We start from the raw sequence: 18,693 nt of genomic DNA, 5'->3' as shown, positions 1-18,693 counted from the left end.
AGCCCCACCCACCAAGCAACGCGCTGTCACTTAGCGCCCATCCGGAGCCTCCGGACCGGCGCTAACTGACCCCGCGTTGCCGGGCGGCCGTTAAAAGATTTCGGCCGCCATCGTTGGGTGACGTCATTGGCACCCGCTGATGGCGGCCGAAGTGTAGGGCGGTAGGGCGTTAGATGGTGACGGCTCCGGAGGCCGTTTCAAAGGTGACGGAGAGGATGCCGGGGGTGCCGCGGGGAGCGAGCCAGTTCACGGCCACGTCTTCCAGCGGCTTCTCCACCGGAACACCCAGCCATTCGGTCACGCGCTCTGCCGAGCCGGCAATCGTGAGTGCGGACATCTTGACGTTGCTCTCGTAGGCCTTCGACGGGTGGAGTTCCGGATCGCCTTCCCACTTGAGCATGTACGGGACCTGGGGATCGGCGATGAGTCCGAGGATGCCGATCTGCTTCCAGACCAGTTCGCGGCCGTCGGGGAACTTGCGGTTGCCGCTGACAGCGGCCCGGCCGAGCCGTTCCTCGAAGGGGGCAAGGTTGTCCACTTCGACGCACCAGCCCATCCAGCCGCCGCCTGCTTCGGAGCGGGCGCGGACGGCCTGGCCGAAGGGTGCCTTGTCCGATGCCGGGTGGTTTAGAACCTCCACGACCTCGACATATTTGTGTCCCGCGAGCGGGATGATCATGTTGCGGGTCCCGAATCTGGGGTGTACTCCGCCCTTCACGGCTTCCACGCCGAGGGCAGACGCAATTCGTTCGGTGGTGGCAGCGAGGCCATCTTGTTCACAGGCGTAAGAGACGTGATCCATGCGCATGCCCTCATCTTGACACTTTGTGATGCGCCTCTCAGCTTAGGCTCCCCTAACCGTGGTGGGATGTCATTTCGGGGGCTCTCGGCGGGGCACTATCTCTTATCGCAAGGCGGAACGGAAGGGCCATCCGGACCGTTCCGAGGGCAACTTCATCTTCGTCATAAAGCTATTCACAGCCCGCACACTGTTCCTAGACTGGGGGCAGGTCATGAGTGCCAGCACACAGCCCCGGCTCGCTGGCCGGCAACCCTCGTATCGCGGTGGGGTGCCCCGGGTGAAGACCTGGCCTGCCGGCGCCCGCCGGCCGGCAAGCGCGGCGCCAGTACTGTCCCGGGCCAACGGGGTCCGGGGTTGTCTGTGCCCAGTCCCTAAAAGGAGCCTCCAGATGTCCAATGCCTGGTCTTTCGAAACCCGCCAGATCCATGCCGGCCAGGAGCCGGACAGCGCCACCGGCGCCCGCTCGCTGCCGATCTACCAGACGACGTCGTTCGTCTTCCCCAGCGCGGAAAGCGCCGCCAACCGCTTCGCCCTTGCCGAACTGGCTCCCATCTACACCCGGATCGGCAACCCCACCCAGGACGCCGTCGAACAGCGGGTGGCCAGCCTGGAGGGCGGACTCGCGGCGCTGCTGCTGAGCTCCGGCCAGGCCGCGGAGACCTTCGCGATCCTCAACGTCGCCGAGGCCGGTGACCACGTGGTGGCCAGCCCCAGCCTCTACGGCGGCACCTACAACCTGCTCGCGCACACCCTAAAGAAGTTCGGCATCACCGTCACCTTCGTGGAGGACCCGGACAACCTGGCCCAGTGGCGTGACGCCGTGCAGCCGAACACCAAGCTGTTCTTCGGCGAAGTGGTCTCCAACCCCCGCCAGGACGTGCTGGACATCGAGGGCATCTCGCAGGTTGCGCACGAGGCCGGCGTCCCGCTGATCGTGGACAACACCCTCTCCACCCCCTTCCTGATCCGGCCGATCGAGTGGGGTGCGGACATCGTGGTGCACTCCGCCACCAAGTACCTTGGCGGCCACGGCGCCGCGATCGCGGGCGTGATCGTGGACTCCGGCAACTTCGACTTCGGCAAGGACCCGGAGCGTTTCCCCGGCTTCAACACCCCGGACCCCACCTACAACGGCCTGGTGTACGCCCGGGACCTCGGCGCGGACGGTGCCCTCGGCGCCAACCTCTCCTACATCCTCAAGGCGCGCGTCCAGTTGCTGCGTGACCTCGGCTCGGCGGTGTCCCCGTTCAACGCCTTCCTCATCGCCCAGGGCATCGAGACCCTGAGCCTGCGCATGGAGCGGCACGTCGCCAACGCCATCAGGGTGGCCGAATGGCTCGAGGCGAGGGACGACGTCGAATCCGTCGCCTACGCGGGGCTGCCCTCCAGCCCCTGGTACGAGCGCGGCCGCAAGTACGGCCCGAAGGGGACCGGCGCCGTCGTGTCCTTCAATCTCGCCGGCGGAGCCGAGGCCGGAAAGCGCTTCGTTGACGCCCTCGAGCTGCACTCGCACGTGGCGAACATCGGCGACGTGCGCTCCCTCGTCATCCACCCGGCGTCGACCACGCACAGCCAGCTCTCCCCGGAGCAGCAGGCCGTTGCCGGCGTGAATCCCGGCCTGGTGCGGCTCTCGGTGGGCCTGGAGCACATCGACGACATCCTCGCCGACCTTGACGCCGGATTCCGCGCGGCCAAGACCGCCTGAGCGCCCCGACGCCCGGCGCCCCCGGCCGCACTGCCGGGCGCCGGGGTGTCGGGGCCGGCGCGCTGGTTTGACCCGGGGAGTCATACGGGCGTCACAATCTTCGCCACCGGGGCGCCGCATTTCGTACACTCAGTGAAGGTCATGAGTGCCAGCGACAGCCCCGGCTTGCTGGCCGGCAACCCTCCTTTTGCGGCGGGGTGCCCCGGGTGAAGACCTGGCCTGCCGGTCAGCTGTCGGCGGGCAAGCGCGAAGTTAGGTCCTCAGATGACGATTGCCGTCACCCGCCAGGGTGCACCTGTAAGCAAAACCTCCCACGCCGATGCCTCCGCCCCAGGTGGTCCGGACGCCGCTGACCCGGGCGGCACTGTCCCGGATGGTACGGTCCGGTACCTCCGGATCGGCGACCTGGAGCTCGAGTCCGGCGCCCGGCTGCCTGACGTCACCCTCGGCTACGAGACGTGGGGGACGCTCAACGCGGACCGCTCCAACGCCGTGCTGATCGAGCACGCGCTGACGGGGGATACCCACGTCACGCGGGGCGCCACCGAGGAGCCGGGCTGGTGGGAGCAGCTCGCCGGTCCCGGCGCGCCGGTGGACACGGACAAGTACTTCGTCGTCTCGATCAATATCCTTGGCGGCTGCTACGGCTCCACGGGCCCCTCGTCGACGGCGCCGGACGGAAAGCCCTGGGGCTCACGGTTCCCGCTTGTCACGCTCCGGGACACGACCGAAGCCGAAGCACGACTGGCGGACGCCCTGGGCGTCCGCAGCTGGTACGCCGTGCTGGGGGGGTCCCTGGGTGGGGCGCGTGCCCTGGAATGGGCCGTCAGCTACCCGGAACGGGTCCAGCGCTGCGCCGTGATTTCGGTCGGAGCCAGCAGCACCGCCGAACAGATTGCCTTCGCCCAGGCCCAGACGCTGGCCATCCGGCAGGACCCGAACTTCAACGGCGGGGACTACTACGGCGGACCCGAACCGGAAGCCGGGCTGGCCCTGGCCCGGCGGATAGCGCACATCACCTACCGCTCGGCGGCAGAGCTAGACGGACGCTTCGGCCGGAACGCCCAGGCCTCCGAGGCCCCGCTGGAAGCCGGATCCCTCGCCGGGCGCGGCCGCTACCAGGTGGAGAGCTACCTCGACCACCAGGGCAACAAACTGGTCCGCCGCTTCGACGCCAACAGCTACATCGCCATCACCGAGGCGCTCATGAGCCACGACATCTGCCGGGGCCGCGGCGCCCTCACAGAGGCCCTGGCTCCGGCCACCGCGGCGTTCCTGGTGGCGGCCGTCGACTCGGACCGGCTGTACTTCCCGGCCCAGTCCCACGCGCTCGCCGATGCCCTGCCGGGCGAGGTTGCGGTGCACACCATCCAGGCGCCGATCGGGCACGACGGCTTCCTGACCGAGATCGGCCAGCTCAACGACCAGCTCCGGCAGCACTTCTTCGGCTAGTCCTGCGGCCTGAAACGGCGTCCCGTGTGCATTTTTGCAGATGCCCCCTGCACTAATGGCCGTTGAGGCCCGCTCCGGATGGGACCATACTCGTGGGTAATGGTGCCGCGTGTCTTACATCACAGGCGCCCTCCTCCCGAATGGTCCATAGGGTGTCGACGGAGACACCGAAGGAGTCACAATGAGTACGGAAAACGCGGCCGCGAGGCGCGCAGAAGAGCCGGACGTCAAATCGTCCGGCCTGAAGAAGGTAGTTGCGGCCTCCATGGCCGGCACCGTCGTCGAATGGTATGAGTTCTTCCTCTATGCCTCCGCGGCCACCCTTGTTTTCGGCAAGGCCTTCTTCCCCAATTCGGGGACCGAGCTGGACGGCATCCTCGCCGCCTTCCTCACCTACGCTGTTGGCTTCATCGCCCGCCCGATCGGCGGCATCGTCTTTGGCCACTTCGGCGACAAGTTCGGCCGCAAGCAGCTGCTGCAGCTGAGCATCATCCTGGTCGGCGTTTCCACCTTCCTCATGGGCTGCCTGCCCACCTTCGCGCAGATCGGTTACTGGGCTCCGGCGCTGCTGGTCTTCCTGCGCTTCGCCCAGGGCTTCGCCGTCGGCGGTGAATGGGGCGGCGCCGTCCTGCTCGTCGCCGAGCACAGCCCCAACAAGTCCCGCGGCTTCTGGGCCAGCTGGCCGCAGTCGGCCGTACCGCTGGGCAACCTCCTGGCCACCGCGGTGCTGTTCGGCCTCTCCGCGCTGCTTTCCTCCGCGGACTTCCTGTCCTGGGGCTGGCGTGTGGCGTTCTGGCTCTCCGCCGTGATCGTACTCGTGGGCTACTACATCCGCACCAAGGTCAGCGACGCCCCCATCTTCCTGGAGGCCCGCAAAGAGGTCGACGCCGGCCACAAGGGCTACGGCGTCAAGGAAGTTTTCCGCCGCTACCCCCGCGGTGTCTTCACCGCCATGGGCCTGCGCTTCGCGGAGAACATCCTTTACTACCTCGTGGTCACGTTCTCCATCACCTACCTCAAGACAGTGGTCCACACCGACACCTCACGGATCCTGCTCCTGCTGCTCATCGCGCACTTCATCCACTTCTGCGTGGTGCCGATGGTCGGCCGCATGTCCGACCACTTCGGCCGCAAGCCCGTCTATATGGCCGGTGCCGTCCTGGGCGCCACTTGGGGCTTCTTCGCGTTCCCGATGATGGACACCGGGAACGATTTCATCATCCTGGCCGCCGTCACCATCGGCCTGCTCTTCCACGCCCTGATGTACGCCGGCCAGCCGGCCATCATGGCTGAAATGTTCCCCACCCGGATGCGCTACTCCGGCGTCTCCCTGGGCTACCAGGTCACCTCGATCGTCGCCGGCTCGCTGGCCCCGATCATCGCCGTCGCCCTGCTGAGCCAGTTCAAATCCTCCACCCCGGTGGCGATCTACCTGCTCGGCGCCTGCCTGGTCACGATGGTGGCCGTGTTCTTCCTCAAGGAAACCCGCGGAGTCTCGCTGCACGACGTCGACGCCGCCGACGCCCAGGGCACCGCCGACCTCCTTGCCGCAAGCAAGGTAGCAGTCAAGAAATAGCAGTCAAGAAGTAACTGGCAATATCCACCCGCTACGAATCATTAGCGGATGAGCGACAGCCCGGGTCCCTGCAGTGCGGGGACCCGGGCTGTCGCTGTTAGGGTGGCCCAGCCCGGCGGGACGGCCCAGCCCGGCGGGACGGCCCATCCCGGCGGGACGGCCCAGCCGGCGTGTTCGGCTCAGCCCGCGAGGACATCCTGGCGTTCGGAGATCTCCGTCCGGACCGCCCCGAGCACCGCCTGCACCGGGGCCGAACGCAGCGATTCGGCGCGTGCCGCCGCCCAGATCGGGAGCTGCCGCTGGAAGTCGTCCGGCAGCACGGGCACGAAATTGGGGTCGCCGACGGCCAGGAAGTTGGGCAGCAGGCCGATCCCTGCACCCCGCCGGACAGCCTCGAGCTGGGCAAAGATGCTCGTGGCCTGGAAGCTGGAGCGGGGGACGGGAAGCTGGGTGGAGCGGTGGCCGAGCTCGGCGACCTGCAGTGCGGACTCCACGTAAGAGACAAAACCGTGCTGCCGGACGTCGTCGAGCGTCGCCGGCAGGCCATGCTCCCGGGCGTACTGCGGACTGGCGTACAGCCGGAGGAAGTAGTTGGACAGGAAGATGGTCTGCGCGTTGCTAACGTCCAGATTGCCCACCACCACCTCGAGATCAACCCCGGACCGGTTCTGGCTGACCTTGCGGGTGGCGCTGAGCATTTCAACGTTCAGCAGCGGGTGGCCCCGCTGCAGCCGGACCAGCGCCGGGGCGACGAACTCGGCGCCGAAGCCGTCGGGGGTGCTGATCCGGACCAGCCCCGACAGCACATCTTCGGACCGGGCGATCCGGTTCGTGAGTGCCCCGAGGGTGCCCTCGATCGCTTCGGCGGCTGCCACGGCCTCGTTGCCAAGGTCCGTCAGCTCCCAGCCGTGCGGGCTCCGTTCCAGCGTCCGGCCGCCCAGCTGTTTGTCCAGCGCCAGGATCCGGCGGGAGATGGTGGTGTGGGTCGTGCCGAGGGCTTCCGCCACCGCATTGAACCTGCCCAGCCGGGCCACGGTCAGCAGGATGAGCAGGTCGTCCGGACTCGGAAGCCGCCGCAAGTCCACAATGACTCCTCTGAAATCAGGTATGTGCATCCATGCACATACCATCTGTAGTTTTTTCCCTTGATTGCACTGTAGCAGGGTGTGATGCTTGACCCGGAGAGTCCGGCGGAACGGCCGGACCACAGGCAGCACACAAGCCGCCGCAAAGCAGCACCCACAGCACTACGCGCAGCAAAGCAAAGGAGCTTACGCCATGGCAGTTATCGCTTGGATCGGACTGGGGAACATGGGCGGGTCCATGTCTGTGAATCTCGCCAAATCCGGCCACGATGTCCGCGGGTTCGACCTCAACGCCGAGGCCGTCGCCGCCGCGGAAGCAGGCGGAGTAAAGCCTGCAGCAAGCATCGCCGACGCCGTCGACGGTGCGGACGTCGTCTTCACCATGCTCCCCAAGGGCGAGCACGCCCGCGCTGTTTACCTTGGCGAGGACGGCGTCCTGGCCCACGCGGACACCCGGACCCTGCTGGTGGACTCCTCCACGATCGACATCGCCTCCGCCCAGGCCCTACACGACGCCGCGGCTGCCGCCGGCTTCCGCTTTGTCGACGCCCCGGTCTCGGGCGGCATGAGCGGCGCGAAGGCCGCCACCTTGACCTTTATGATCGGCGGCGAAGCCGGCGCCGTGGCCGAGGCCACCGAGTACATCAAGCCGATGGCCGCCAACATCATCCCCACTGGCGGCGCCACCACCGGCCAGGCCGCAAAGATCTGCAACAACCTCATGCTTTTCATCAACCTGGCCTCCACCGCGGAAGGCGCCGTCCTCGCGGACCGGCTCGGGTTGGACAAGCAGGTCTTCTGGGACATCGCATCCGTCTCCTCCGGCGACAGCTGGGCGCTGCGCACCTGGTACCCGGTAGCCGGCGTGGTCCCCACCGCGGCCTCCAACAACGACTTCGCCCCGACCTTCACCACCGAGCTGGCCAACAAGGACATCGGACTCGCCATCAGCGCGGCACGCGACACCGGCACCCCGCTGGAAATCGGCGAGCACGTCCAGCAGCTCTTCCAGCGCCTCATCGACTCCGGCAACGCCGGCATGGACTGCTCCGCGATCGTCAAGCTGGTCGACGGCACCCTGGACACCGGCAAGTAGGCACCTCCCAGCCAACGCGGCCGGGCAAACGCAGCCACGCAACGGCCCTGCGCAGGCAAACGCCGCGCACCGCTGCCCACAACAGCTCCCCACGAAAGAGAACCCCCCATGGAACGCATCCCGCACTTCATCAACGGCGCCCTGATTTCCGACGCCGAGCGCTACGGCCCCGTCTTCAACCCGGCCACCGGCGAGCAGGAAAAGGAAGTTGCCCTCGCCTCCGCCGACCGTGTCGAGGAGGCCATCCGTGCCGCCCGCGCGGCCCTGCCCGGCTGGCGCGCCACCAGCCTCGGCAAGCGCACCAACATTTTCTTCAAGGTCCGCGAACTGCTGCTGCAGCGCCGGCCCGAGCTGGCCGCCCTGCTGACCAGCGAACACGGCAAGGTCCTCTCCGACGCCGAGGGCGAGATCACCCGCGGCCTGGAGAATATCGAATTCGCCACCGGCCTGTCCCACGCCCTCAAGGGTGAGCGCTCCGAGCAGGTGGCCGGCGGCGTCGACGTCCACTCGGTGCGCCAGCCGGTCGGGGTGGTCGCCTGCATCACGCCGTTCAACTTCCCGGCCATGGTGCCGCTGTGGATGATCGGCAGCGCCCTGGCCTGCGGCAACACCGTGCTGCTCAAGCCGAGCGAAAAGGACCCGTCCTCGGCCGTCTTCATCGCCCAGGTCTTCGCCGAGGCTGGCCTCCCCGCCGGTGTCCTCAACGTCGTCCATGGTGACAAGGAAGCCGTCGACGTGCTCCTGGAACACCCGGACGTCAAGGCCATCAGCTTCGTCGGTTCGACGCCGATTGCCCAGTCCATCTACAAGCGCGCCGCCGACCACGGCAAGCGCGTCCAGGCCCTGGGCGGCGCCAAGAACCACATGGTGGTCCTGCCGGACGCGGACCTGAACATGGCCGCCGACGCGGCTGTCTCCGCCGCCTACGGATCCGCCGGCGAGCGCTGCATGGCCGTCAGCGTCCTGGTCGCGGTCGGGAACATCGCCGATGAACTCGTCGGCGCTATCACCACCCGGATGGGGACCCTGAAGATCGGCCCCGGCACGGACCCCTCATCCCAGATGGGCCCGCTCATCACCGCCGCGCACCGGGACAAGGTCGCCTCCTATGTCGCCGGCGCGGCCAGCGAGGGGGCCACCGTGGTGGTGGACGGCCGGGAGCAGAAGTTCGATTCCAACGGCTTCTTCATCGGCGTCAGCCTGGTTGACCACGTCAAGCCCGGCATGAAGGTCTACGACGACGAGATCTTCGGCCCGGTCCTCTCCGTGGTCCGCGTCGAAACCTACGCCGACGCCGTCAGGCTCGTCAACGACAACGAGTTCGGCAACGGCGTGGCGATCTTTACCCGCGACGGCGGCGCCGCACGGCAGTTTGAGTTCGACGTCGAGGCCGGCATGGTGGGCGTCAACGTGCCGATCCCGGTTCCGGTGGGGAGCTTCTCCTTCGGCGGCTGGAAGAACTCGCTCTTCGGCGACACCCACATGTACGGCCCCGAGAGCATCCGCTTCTACACCCGCGGCAAGGTCGTCACCACCCGCTGGCCGGATCCGTCCACCTCGGTGATCGACCTCGGCTTCCCCCAGGTCGACTGACCCCCACAACCCCGCCCGCCCAACAAACAACGCGGGGTCACTTACAGCCCATCCGTGACCGGATTATGGGCGGTACGTGACCCCGCGTTGTTTGTGGTGGCGGTGGTTTGGGGGAGTTAGCCCTTCATGATCTCCGCGCGCTGGGCCATGTAATTCTCCATGGTGAGCTCGCCGTCGCTGTACCGCTGGTCCAGTTCCGCGAGCTTGCGTGCACGGAAGCCCTGCGGGGCCGACGGCGGCGGGGGCACCGCCGGGGCAGAGGGCTGCTGTGCGGCCTGCGGCTGGAAAGCCTGGGGCCGGTTGCCGGGGTATCCCGGACTGTCTTCGTAAGGGACCGGGGGCTGCTGGCCGGGGTACGACTGGCCCGGGTACGGCTGGCCCGGGTACGGCTGGTTCGCCGGCGGCGCGGGCTGCTGGGGCGCCCCCAGCTCGCCGAATGCCCCGTAATAGTCCCGCTGGGTGAACCCGTCGCGCGGCTGCTTGTTCTGCTGGCCCGGGTATCCGGCCCCGCCGCCGGGAGGGTTGCCGGGGAACTGTCCGAACTGGTCCGGGACGCCGCCTTGGTTCTGGTTCCGCCCGCGCACCGACTTCTTGTAGTAGCGCATCGCCATCGGGATCAGGAATGACAAAACGATGATCCAAAAGAACAGACTGTTCACGGTACCGTGCCTCTCAGGAAGTGTCCTCCCAGCTTAACGCCCGCACCCCGCCCGTCGTGCCCTGTTCCGTGGCGTCCCCACCGTGCACCCCCGGGACACGTGCCCTGGGTCCGGGCGGCCCGGTGAGGACGTTCAGGGGCGCACGGGCTCTTCGGCGCCGGGCGGCCCCTCGCCCGAGCCCAGCGGCATCCCGGGGCCGAAGACCGGCCCCGGGAGGGGACGCTTGGCCGTGACGCCGTCGCCGGAGGACCGGTTCCGTAGCCGGCGGACCACCCACGGCACGAAGTATTCGCGCGCCCACACCAGATCGCCGGACCGCGCCTGGCGCCAGCTGCGCTGCGGCAGGGGTTTGGGGGAGAGGGGTTCCAGGGTGTGCTCGACGTTGAGGGAGTCCAGGACCATGGCCGCGATGGTGTGGTGGCCCAGCGGCGAGAAGTGCAGCCGGTCCGCATCCCACATCTGCGGATCGTTCAGCTGCCGCAGGGACCACATGTCCGCAATGACGGCGTCGTGGCGTGCCGCGACGGTGCGGAGGTTCTCGTTGTAGATGGCCACCTTGCTGCGCACCCGGCCCAGCACGGACGAGCCGGTGTCGGGGCCGTTGAAGAGGACCACCGTGGCGCCGGCCAGAGTGAGGATCTGCACCACCGAGTCCAGTTTTTCGGCCAGGGCATCCGGATCCCCGCCGGGGCGGATCAGGTCGTTTCCGCCGGCCGACAGCGTCACGAGGTCGGGCCGGAGGGACAGGCAGTGGGCCAGCTGCTGGTCCACGATCTGCTGCAGGAGGCGGCCCCGGACGGCGAGGTTGGCGTAGGCAAAGTCCTCGTGGCCGCGGCTGAGCTCCTCGGCCACCCGGTCCGCCCAGCCACGGTGGCCGCCAGGACTCGCAGGCTCGGGGTCACCGATGCCCTCCGTGAAGGAGTCCCCCATGGCCACATAGCGGGTCCAGGGGTGGGTGACGGCGTTCTCCGGCGCATTCTCCATGGCTTCTGTTTCGCTCACCTTCATATCGTGCACTCTTCGTGCAAAGCTACGCCACCGTAGGTTGTTACTTCCGGGTAACTGTAAGAATGGAGCCATGACTCACGCCGCCTTCCCCGCCCCCGTTGTTTTATGGTCCAAGCCCGAGGAGGAGCGCGGCGGCAAGCCGCTGCTGCTCCTGTTGCACGGCTATGGCGCCAACGAAGAGGATCTCCTGAGCCTGGCGGACGTGCTGCCGCAGGAGTTTGTGGTGGCGTCGCTGCGCGCACCGCTGGTTTCCGGCCCCGGGTTCACCTGGTTCCCGCTGACGGCGTCGATCGACTACTCCCTCGACGCCGTCAAGGATGCCGCCTCGTATGTGGAGGACTGGCTCGACTCGGTCCGGCCCAACCACCCGTCCGTCACGCTGCTGGGCTTTTCGATGGGGATGGCAGTGGCCACCACCCTGCTGCGGCGGCGGCCCGCGGACTACGCCGCCGTCGTCGGCTTATCAGGTTTTGCCGTCGACGCCGCCGGGGATCCCAGCTTCCGCGACGCCGAACTGGCCGGGACGGTGCCGATGTTCTGGGGCCGCGACCAGCAGGATCCGGTGATCTCCCCCGACAAGGTCGAGTTCACCATGGGCTGGGTGCGCAAGCACGTGAAGCTCACCAAGGTGCTCTACACGGGGATGTGGCACGGCATCAACCAGCAGGAAATCGGGCACGTCTCGGAGTTCCTCACCCATGGCGTGCTGAGCAAGTAGGATGACGACGCCGGGCGGCAGTCCGCCCGGCGAGGTACTAGGCTCCTTCGGGAGTGCTGATCCGAACGGTCCTGCCGTTCACAGTGACGGTGTCGCCGTGGTGGAGCTGGCGGCCCCGGCGCTCGTCGATCTCACCGTTAACCTTGACGAGCCCGCTCTTGATCAGCTCCGCTGCCTCCACACCGTCCTCGACCAGACTGGCCAGCTTCAACAGCTGACCGAGACGGATCATGTCGTCGCGGATGGTGATCTCTTCAATTTCCGGGTTGCTCATACAAGCAATGATGCCTGACGTAAGGTGACAGCAATGACGCACACGCCCCGGCTTCCGTTCCTCGCCGGGCTGCCGCTCGCCGTGGCAGCGGGGCTGTTCATGCCCGTCCAGGGCAGGATCAACGGCGCCCTGGGGGCCGCGCTCCAGGATGGAATCGCCGCAGCAGTGGTGAGTTTCACCACCGGTCTGGTGGTGATGATCGCGATCTCGCTCGTGCTGCCGAAAGGCCGGGCCGGGCTGGCGCGCATCGTGCCGGCGGTCCGGGAGCGCCGCTTTCCGCGCTATTACGTTCTGGCCGGCTGCATCGGCGGGTTCTTCGTCTTCGCGCAGTCCTTTACCGTTGGCCTGCTGGGCGTCGCACTCTTCACCGTCGCCAGCGTGACCGGGCAGACCCTCAGCGGGCTGCTCGTGGACCGGATGGGGATCGGACCGGCCGGCAAAAGATCCATCACCGGCATCCGGGTGCTCGGCAGCATCCTCACCGTCGCCGCGGTGGCCTGGGCGGTCTCGCCGCGCTTCTCCGGCGCCGGTTCCGGGGCGGGGGAGCTGCTGGTTCCGCTGCTCCTGCCCGTGCTGGCCGGATTCCTGATGAGCTTCCAGCAGGCCATGAACGGCACCGCCGCGATGCACTATGGCACGCCCATCGCCGCGACGCTGATGAACTTCATCGCCGGCGGTGTCATGCTGTGGGCCGCCTGGCTGGTCAAGATCGCCGTCGCGGGACCGGGCAACGCACTGCCGGCGGAGTGGTGGTACTACCTGGGCGGACCCATCGGGTGTGTGTTCATCGGAGTCGGTGCCGTACTGGTCCGCAGCCTGGGTGTGCTGGTGACTGGACTCGGCATGATCGCGGGCCAGCTGCTGGGCTCCCTGGGACTGGACCTGGTGTTCCCGGCGCCCGGCACTGTGGTGGCGCTGCCCACCGTGCTGGGAACCCTGCTGACCCTCGCCGCGATAGTGCTCGCGAGCCTGCCCTGGCCCAAGGGTGCCCTGCGGCGCTGACGGGGACGCCGAACCCGCACGGTCCCCGACGCGTCCCGAACCCGCCCCGTCCTGCGGCGGGCGGCGCCGGGGGCCGGCGGCCCGGTAGGCTAGGAGACGCAGCTTCCTGCACCGCCAACATTGAGCCCCGGCTGATTGTTGTGCGCGTGCTGTTTCTGCGTTTAAGTCTTGCGTTTCAGCAGTGCCCCGTCCGGCAACCAGCCGGGGTCCCGGGGCTCAGACCGCGGACCGCACCCAGCGGCCCTGTAGAAAGTGGAGTTCCCATGGCAGCAAAATCCGTCCTCGACCAGATCATTTCCCTCGCCAAGCGCCGGGGTTTCGTATTCCAGGCCGGTGAAATCTATGGCGGCTCTCGTTCCGCCTGGGACTACGGGCCCCTGGGCGCCGAGCTCAAGGAAAACATCAAGCGCCAGTGGTGGCAGTCCGTGGTCCGCGGCCGCGAAGACGTCGTCGGCCTCGACTCCTCCGTGATCCTGCCCCGCCAGGTCTGGGAAGCCTCCGGACACGTCGACGTGTTCTCCGACCCGCTGGTCGAGTGCCTGTCCTGCCACAAGCGCTACCGCGCCGACCACCTCGAGGAAGAGTACGAGGAGAAGAAGGGCCGTCCCGCCGAGAACGGCCTCAAGGACATCGCCTGCGCCAACTGCGGCACCCGCGGCGAATGGACCGAACCCCAGGAGTTCTCCGGCCTGCTCAAGACGTACCTCGGCCCGGTGGCCAGCGAGGAGGGCCTGCAGTACCTCCGACCGGAAACGGCCCAGGGCATCTTCGTCAACTTCAGCAATGTCCTCACCACCTCCCGCAAGAAGCCCCCGTTCGGCATCGGCCAGATCGGCAAGTCCTTCCGCAACGAGATCACCCCGGGCAACTTCATTTTCCGCACCCGCGAGTTCGAGCAGATGGAAATGGAATTCTTCGTCGAACCCGGCACCGACGAGCAGTGGCACCAGTACTGGATGAAGGAGCGCATGTCCTGGTACACCGGCCTCGGCATCCGGGAGGACAACCTGCGTTTCTTCGAACACCCGCTGGAGAAGCTCAGCCACTACTCCAAGGGCACCACGGACATCGAGTACCGCTTCGGCTTCCACGGCTCCGAGTGGGGCGAGCTTGAGGGCATCGCCAACCGCACCGACTTCGACCTGACCACGCACTCCAAGGCCTCCGGCCAGGACCTGAGCTACTTCAACCAGGCCACCAACGAGCGTTACACCCCGTACGTGATTGAGCCGGCGGCCGGCCTGACCCGGTCCTTCATGGCGTTCATGATCGACGCGTACACCGAGGACGAGGCGCCTAACGCCAAGGGCGGCGTCGACATCCGCACCGTGCTCAAGCTGGATCCGCGCCTGGCCCCGGTCAAGGCAGCCGTGCTCCCGCTGAGCCGCAACGAGGACCTGTCCCCGAAGGCCAAGGACCTCGCCGCCCAGCTACGCAAGAGCTGGAACATCGAGTTCGACGACGCCGGCGCGATCGGCCGCCGTTACCGCCGCCAGGATGAGATCGGCACGCCGTTCTGCATCACCGTGGACTTCGAAACCCTGGACGACCAGGCCGTCACGATCCGCGAACGCGACACCATGAGCCAGGAGCGCGTCTCCCTGGACAAGGTGGAGGGCTACCTGGCCGCACGGCTGATCGGCGCCTGATCGTGGCGATCTCTTACCGTGAATGGCGCGACGGCGACGACCTCGCCCTGCTGGAAATCTGGGGCGGCCCCGAAACCGAGCAGGCCAGGCAGTTCCGTGGCACCCTCGCACCCTCGGGCAGCGCGCCATGGCGCCGCTGCATCGTGGCCGAGGATGTCGTCGACGGCGTGGCCATCCCGGTCGCGGCCGGTGTGGTCCACGAGGCCTCGCTGCACCCCGAACGCCTTTGGGCCTACATCGAGGTCGACCGGCTCCACCGCCGCGCCGGCGTCGGCTCCACGCTGCTGACCATGCTGCGGCACGAAGCCGCACAGTCGCCGTCGGGCGTCTCCCCGCTCCGGACCAAGGTGGAGCCGGGCACCCCCGGTGCGGCCTTCGCCGAGGCGGCGGGCCTGGCCCCGATCCAGCGTTCCCGGCTCGTCGTCGTCGAGCCGGGGGCCCTCCGGCTGCCGGTCTTCGGTGACGGTTCGGAGGCTGCCGCCGCCGAACAGGTCGAGGACCTTGCGACCGGCTCGGTGGAGCTCAGCGATGTGGTGGGCCGGTACTACACGGCTGTGCACGGCTGGGACAACCCCGGTGAGCTCAGCATCGGCACGGTCCAGCGCCTGTTCCTGGACGAGCTCAGCGGAGCCCACGGCGCCATTGTGCTGCGGGCGCCCAGGGCGAGCGCGTTCGGCCCGGGGGTGCCGGCCAGCAAAAAGGGCCAGCTCCAGGCCTTCGCGATCAGCTACGCCGAGCTCGCCCCCGACAACGCGGCGGGGGAGGGCGCGGCCAAATCCGGCCACCCCACCGACGTGTTCCTGGGCCACGAGCCCAAACTCCCGGCCGACGAGGCCCGGGCCGCCGTCCGGGACCTGCTGGCGCTGATTGCGTTCCAGCACCCCGTGGTGCTGGAACTGGACGACTCGATGGAGGCGCTGCGCGCCGTCGTCGAGCCCTTGCTGGAGAGCGGCAAGGCGCGACTCCAGGGCGCCGAGACTCTGGTCGTTTCCGACCCGGCCTAGGCCCAGACGCAGCTGACCCGCAGTAGTGAAAACTACTGCGGGTCAGCTGCGTTTAGCGCCGTGTCAGGTCGCGACCACTGCTCGGGCGCCGGCCGACGTAGCCGAAGTATCCCCTTGGGGTTGCACCCGGCTGATCAGCTCAGTGAGATTTGCGGCCAGCTTTTGGTATGCGGGGTGGAGTTCTTGCCACCGCGCCCGCCCGTCGCGTGGCACTCAGCGACCGCCCTTGTCGATGTACTCCTGGCCGTTGTAGTGCAGCTGAAGGGTTCTGATGCGGCCCTCGGTGAAGGTGAAGAACTCCGCGAAGGTCATCTTCCCGCCCGGCATCGCGGCCTCGTACAGCACTGCCGATCCGGTTTCGTCGTGCACGTCGCGCGCAACGTCTATGTTCTGGACCGTCGCAATGAAGCCGGCCACCCCGTGAAGGAAACCTTCCGTGGAGTCAGGCCGGTGTCCGGCCAGAGGGCCGGTGAAGTCGAGGTGGGGCGAGAGAAGCCCCCGCAGCTGGGCGCCGTCCTGGTATGCCCCGGAACCTCCTTCGAGGATGCGGTAGTAGTCCCGCAGGACGGCAGGAGCTCTGGATGACAACGTGGCGGACATCGGAGAATCACCTCGGAGGCGGGTCGGGACGGTGCTTTCCTTTTCCAGTAACCGCTACACATTGTCAAGGGGCGGGAGATGAAGTCGTACGGTCAGCCGTGCGCCGTCGCGCTCGGTTACCGGCCGGGCGGCATCACCGGCGGCACGAAGTTGAACGTCATCCCGAGGAGCCAGACGAGCAGCAGCACCACCGGGAGGTGGAAGACGAACTGCAGGAAGGTGAAGCCGACCAGGTCCCGGGCCCGCAGCTTCAGCACCGCGAGCAGCGGCAGCATAAAGAACGGGTTCACGAGGTTCGGCAGGGCCTCGGCGATGTTGTAGATCTGCACGGTCCAGCCGAGGTTCATCTGGACATCCGTGGCGGACTGCATCACGTAGGGCGCCTCGACCAGCCATTTTCCGCCGCCGGAGGGGACCAGCAGGCCCAGCAGGGCCGTGTACAGCGCGATCACGACGGCGAACCCGCCACCGCCGCCGATCGCCGAGAAGAATTCGGCCAAGTGGGCCGAGATGGTCATGCCGCCATGGCCGGTGGCCTTGGTCAGGATCGCAGCCATCGCGGCGTAGAGCGGGAACTGGACCAGGATGCCGGCGGTCGCCGGGACGGCCTTGGTGACGGCCTGGAGGAAGTTCCGCGGGGTGCCGTGCAGCACCAGGCCCAGGATCAGGAAGACCAGCAGGTAGCCGTTCAGGCTGCTCACCACGGTCAGGAAGGGCTTGGTCAGGAACTGCGAGACGAGCCAGCCGAGCGTCAGGACGCCGGCCAGGACCGGCAGGATCATGCTGTACTCGAGCCATTCGCCCGGGCGGGAGCGCGGCGCCGGCTCGCTGGGTTCATCGTCAAGGTCGACGCCGAGATCCTCCGCGGTGCGGAGCGCACCGCCGGTCGGGGCCGAGAAGTGCGCAATGACCGTGGTGAGCGCGACCAGAATGGCAAGCGTGAGCAGGGACTGCCAGGTGAAGATCGTGGTGCCGAAGTCCAGGATGCCGGTGATCTTCAGCAGAGCCGGCGGGAGCGAGGCCGCGGTGGCCTGCAGCTGAGCTGCCGAGGAGGACAGGCCGAGCGCCCAGACGGCCCCGAGGCCCATGAAAGCGGCGGCGCCCAGCGCGCGGTAGTCGACGGTCAGGTCCTTGCGGCGGGCGATGGCGCGGGCCAGCAGGCCGCCGAAGATGAGGCTGAGGCCCCAGTTGAGGAAGGACACCGACATGGACATCAGCGCCACGAAGCTCACGGCCGTGCGTGCGGTCGCCGGGATGAGGGCCAGCCGGTTGATCAGCCTGGCCACGGGCGGGGAGGTCGCCACAACGTAGCCGGTCAGCACCACCATGGCCATCTGCAGGGTGAAGGCGGTCAGGTCCCAGAACCCGTTGCCGAAGGAATCGGCGATCGACTGGGGCGAGGCGCCGATGGCCAGGGCGGCCGCAGCGATGATGATGACGCCGGCCAGGGCGAAGATGTAGGCGTCCGGGAACCATTTTTCGGTCCACGCCGCCATCCGTTGGGCTATGCGGGCGAGACCGCGTTCTTCGCCGATTCCACTTTTCGTCAGGACTGTGTTTGCCACAGGGGAGTGCCTCTCCATTGAGTGCGATTTTGTACCCGATGGAGCTTAGTCAAGACGATCGCGGTAACCGGGCTTATCGGCGCCGGGCGCCTGCGCGCCGCGGACCTTCGGCAGCGTCCAGGCGCTGCCTCTCCTCCTCGGTGGGTGCGCCGCCGCCGAGGTCCGCCGGCATCCACCACGCACCCGGGGCCGGCTGCAGGGGGAAGTCGGCGATGCAGGCATCGATGCCGGCCTGGAGCGTTGCGCGCAGCGCTTCGGTGGCCCGCTGGACGTCCTGGGACGGGCCGACGATCACCGGTTCGCCGACGTGGATGCGGACCGGTGCGCGCCAGGCGCGGGCCGGGGAGAACCCGTGGCGGCGGGTCATCACCCGGTGGGAGCCCCAGATGGAGACGGGGATGATGGGCACGCCGGCCTCGGCGGCCATCCGCACCGCACCGGTTTTGCATTCGCGCACCCGGAAGCTGCGGCTGACGCCGGCCTCCGGCAGGATCGCGATGTACTCGCCCTCACGGAGTTTCCGCGCGGCGGCATCGTAGGCGTGGGAGCCGGCCCCGTACCCCACCACGACATGCCCGGCGGCGCTGACGGCGGGCCCGGCAAACCAGTGGTCGGCCGCCCCCTGGGTGACCAGGAAACGCATCTGGGCCCTGCTGTGCCGCCACAGCAGCAGTTCGACGAAAGCGAAGTCGAGGTACCCGAAGTGCGTGATCGCGACGACGGCGCCGCGGCCCGTGGCCACGCCGCGGGATGACCGCTGCGGGGCGGCGCTGCCGGGCTCCGGCGCCGGCAGGTGCTCCTGCCCGGTGACAATGACCCGGATCCGGAACAGCCGGCGCAGCGCCAGCCCGGTGCGGACAATGACGCGGTAGAAGCGGTCGCTGGGCTGGGGCCGCCAGGCCATG

The 18,693-nt window shown here is 68.0% G+C and carries 17 protein-coding genes and 2 riboswitches; of the genes, 9 read left to right on the top strand and 8 right to left on the bottom strand.

Annotation, left to right across the window (positions count from 1 at the left end):
- Positions 1 to 169: 169 nt before the first annotated feature.
- Entirely contained in the window at positions 170 to 808 is a 639-nt protein-coding gene (locus tag AC1MFL_RS03430; protein WP_479813468.1) for a VOC family protein, read from the bottom strand.
- 201 nt (positions 809 to 1,009) lie between these two features.
- A riboswitch (SAM riboswitch) is annotated at positions 1,010 to 1,125 on the top strand.
- A 65-nt stretch (positions 1,126 to 1,190) separates the two neighbouring features.
- Here AC1MFL_RS03430 and AC1MFL_RS03425 point away from each other — a divergent pair.
- The 3 genes from AC1MFL_RS03425 (at position 1,191) to AC1MFL_RS03415 (ending at position 5,535) form a co-directional block, all read left to right on the top strand.
- The gene (locus AC1MFL_RS03425) at positions 1,191 to 2,507 is read left to right on the top strand and encodes a bifunctional o-acetylhomoserine/o-acetylserine sulfhydrylase (protein ID WP_479813467.1); all 1,317 of its coding nucleotides are present in this window, start codon (positions 1,191 to 1,193) and stop codon (positions 2,505 to 2,507) included.
- A 137-nt stretch (positions 2,508 to 2,644) separates the two neighbouring features.
- A riboswitch (SAM riboswitch) is annotated at positions 2,645 to 2,760 on the top strand.
- An 11-nt stretch (positions 2,761 to 2,771) separates the two neighbouring features.
- Positions 2,772 to 3,959 carry a homoserine O-acetyltransferase MetX gene (gene metX / locus AC1MFL_RS03420; protein WP_479813466.1) on the top strand — a complete coding sequence of 396 codons (1,188 nt, stop codon included), beginning with the start codon at positions 2,772 to 2,774 and terminating at the stop codon, positions 3,957 to 3,959.
- A 181-nt stretch (positions 3,960 to 4,140) separates the two neighbouring features.
- Entirely contained in the window at positions 4,141 to 5,535 is a 1,395-nt protein-coding gene (locus AC1MFL_RS03415) for an MFS transporter (protein ID WP_479813465.1), read from the top strand.
- A 179-nt stretch (positions 5,536 to 5,714) separates the two neighbouring features.
- Here the strand turns inward: AC1MFL_RS03415 and AC1MFL_RS03410 are convergent, their stop codons facing one another.
- Complete coding sequence (locus tag AC1MFL_RS03410; protein ID WP_479815287.1) at positions 5,715 to 6,614, bottom strand: LysR family transcriptional regulator; 900 nt, start codon at positions 6,612 to 6,614, stop codon at positions 5,715 to 5,717.
- Between the two features lie 199 nt (positions 6,615 to 6,813).
- Here AC1MFL_RS03410 and mmsB point away from each other — a divergent pair, with 199 nt between their 5' ends.
- A complete protein-coding gene (gene mmsB / locus AC1MFL_RS03405; RefSeq protein WP_479813464.1) occupies positions 6,814 to 7,716 on the top strand; it encodes a 3-hydroxyisobutyrate dehydrogenase in 903 nt (300 codons plus the stop codon).
- A 108-nt stretch (positions 7,717 to 7,824) separates the two neighbouring features.
- A complete protein-coding gene (locus AC1MFL_RS03400; protein WP_479813463.1) occupies positions 7,825 to 9,309 on the top strand; it encodes a CoA-acylating methylmalonate-semialdehyde dehydrogenase in 1,485 nt (494 codons plus the stop codon).
- 116 nt (positions 9,310 to 9,425) lie between these two features.
- On the opposite strand, the gene AC1MFL_RS03395 is transcribed toward AC1MFL_RS03400, so the two are convergent.
- Together AC1MFL_RS03395 and AC1MFL_RS03390 are read right to left on the bottom strand one after the other, a co-directional pair.
- The gene (locus AC1MFL_RS03395) at positions 9,426 to 9,968 is read right to left on the bottom strand and encodes a hypothetical protein (protein WP_479813462.1); all 543 of its coding nucleotides are present in this window, start codon (positions 9,966 to 9,968) and stop codon (positions 9,426 to 9,428) included.
- Between the two features lie 132 nt (positions 9,969 to 10,100).
- On the bottom strand, positions 10,101 to 10,976 hold the full coding sequence (locus tag AC1MFL_RS03390; protein ID WP_479813461.1) for an SGNH/GDSL hydrolase family protein: 876 nt from the start codon (positions 10,974 to 10,976) through the stop codon (positions 10,101 to 10,103).
- 70 nt (positions 10,977 to 11,046) lie between these two features.
- On the opposite strand from AC1MFL_RS03390, the gene AC1MFL_RS03385 reads away from it, so the two are divergent.
- Positions 11,047 to 11,694: an alpha/beta hydrolase gene (locus tag AC1MFL_RS03385; protein WP_479813460.1), complete on the top strand. Its 648-nt coding sequence runs from the start codon at positions 11,047 to 11,049 to the stop codon at positions 11,692 to 11,694.
- Between the two features lie 37 nt (positions 11,695 to 11,731).
- Here AC1MFL_RS03385 and AC1MFL_RS03380 read toward each other — a convergent pair whose 3' ends face one another.
- Complete coding sequence (locus AC1MFL_RS03380) at positions 11,732 to 11,968, bottom strand: RNA-binding S4 domain-containing protein (RefSeq protein ID WP_226758441.1); 237 nt, start codon at positions 11,966 to 11,968, stop codon at positions 11,732 to 11,734.
- A 33-nt stretch (positions 11,969 to 12,001) separates the two neighbouring features.
- Between AC1MFL_RS03380 and AC1MFL_RS03375 the strand changes: the two genes are divergently transcribed.
- The 3 genes from AC1MFL_RS03375 to AC1MFL_RS03365 all read left to right on the top strand — a co-directional run bounded on the left by AC1MFL_RS03375 (position 12,002) and on the right by AC1MFL_RS03365 (position 15,623).
- Positions 12,002 to 12,970, top strand: coding sequence for a DMT family transporter (locus AC1MFL_RS03375; RefSeq protein ID WP_479813459.1), 969 nt, complete (start codon positions 12,002 to 12,004; stop codon positions 12,968 to 12,970).
- A 263-nt stretch (positions 12,971 to 13,233) separates the two neighbouring features.
- Entirely contained in the window at positions 13,234 to 14,619 is a 1,386-nt protein-coding gene (locus tag AC1MFL_RS03370) for a glycine--tRNA ligase (RefSeq protein WP_479813458.1), read from the top strand.
- 2 nt (positions 14,620 to 14,621) lie between these two features.
- On the top strand, positions 14,622 to 15,623 hold the full coding sequence (locus AC1MFL_RS03365) for a GNAT family N-acetyltransferase (protein WP_479813457.1): 1,002 nt from the start codon (positions 14,622 to 14,624) through the stop codon (positions 15,621 to 15,623).
- A gap of 213 nt (positions 15,624 to 15,836) precedes the next feature.
- Here the strand turns inward: AC1MFL_RS03365 and AC1MFL_RS03360 are convergent, their stop codons facing one another.
- The 3 genes from AC1MFL_RS03360 to AC1MFL_RS03350 form a co-directional block, all read right to left on the bottom strand.
- Positions 15,837 to 16,223 (bottom strand): hypothetical protein, encoded by a 387-nt coding sequence (locus AC1MFL_RS03360; RefSeq protein ID WP_479813456.1) that lies wholly within the window; start codon positions 16,221 to 16,223, stop codon positions 15,837 to 15,839.
- A 116-nt stretch (positions 16,224 to 16,339) separates the two neighbouring features.
- On the bottom strand, positions 16,340 to 17,788 hold the full coding sequence (locus tag AC1MFL_RS03355) for a short-chain fatty acid transporter (protein ID WP_479813455.1): 1,449 nt from the start codon (positions 17,786 to 17,788) through the stop codon (positions 16,340 to 16,342).
- A gap of 73 nt (positions 17,789 to 17,861) precedes the next feature.
- Entirely contained in the window at positions 17,862 to 18,692 is an 831-nt protein-coding gene (locus tag AC1MFL_RS03350) for a lysophospholipid acyltransferase family protein (RefSeq protein ID WP_479813454.1), read from the bottom strand.
- Position 18,693 lies beyond the last annotated feature (1 nt).

The sequence above is a fragment of the Arthrobacter sp. BG3 genome, assembly GCF_056680185.1.
The sequence above is the reverse complement of the archived record's forward strand: the minus strand, read 5'-3'. Positions and strand labels throughout refer to the sequence as shown.

Coding starts and splice junctions, on each gene's coding strand:
- AC1MFL_RS03430 (WP_479813468.1), bottom strand. CDS start 808: ATGCGCATGGATCACGTCTCTTACGCCTGTGAACAAGATGGCCTCGCT.
- AC1MFL_RS03425 (WP_479813467.1), top strand. CDS start 1,191: ATGTCCAATGCCTGGTCTTTCGAAACCCGCCAGATCCATGCCGGCCAG.
- metX (WP_479813466.1), top strand. CDS start 2,772: ATGACGATTGCCGTCACCCGCCAGGGTGCACCTGTAAGCAAAACCTCC.
- AC1MFL_RS03415 (WP_479813465.1), top strand. CDS start 4,141: ATGAGTACGGAAAACGCGGCCGCGAGGCGCGCAGAAGAGCCGGACGTC.
- mmsB (WP_479813464.1), top strand. CDS start 6,814: ATGGCAGTTATCGCTTGGATCGGACTGGGGAACATGGGCGGGTCCATG.
- AC1MFL_RS03400 (WP_479813463.1), top strand. CDS start 7,825: ATGGAACGCATCCCGCACTTCATCAACGGCGCCCTGATTTCCGACGCC.
- AC1MFL_RS03390 (WP_479813461.1), bottom strand. CDS start 10,976: ATGAAGGTGAGCGAAACAGAAGCCATGGAGAATGCGCCGGAGAACGCC.
- AC1MFL_RS03385 (WP_479813460.1), top strand. CDS start 11,047: ATGACTCACGCCGCCTTCCCCGCCCCCGTTGTTTTATGGTCCAAGCCC.
- AC1MFL_RS03380 (WP_226758441.1), bottom strand. CDS start 11,968: ATGAGCAACCCGGAAATTGAAGAGATCACCATCCGCGACGACATGATC.
- AC1MFL_RS03375 (WP_479813459.1), top strand. CDS start 12,002: ATGACGCACACGCCCCGGCTTCCGTTCCTCGCCGGGCTGCCGCTCGCC.
- AC1MFL_RS03370 (WP_479813458.1), top strand. CDS start 13,234: ATGGCAGCAAAATCCGTCCTCGACCAGATCATTTCCCTCGCCAAGCGC.
- AC1MFL_RS03360 (WP_479813456.1), bottom strand. CDS start 16,223: ATGTCCGCCACGTTGTCATCCAGAGCTCCTGCCGTCCTGCGGGACTAC.
- AC1MFL_RS03350 (WP_479813454.1), bottom strand. CDS start 18,692: ATGGCCTGGCGGCCCCAGCCCAGCGACCGCTTCTACCGCGTCATTGTC.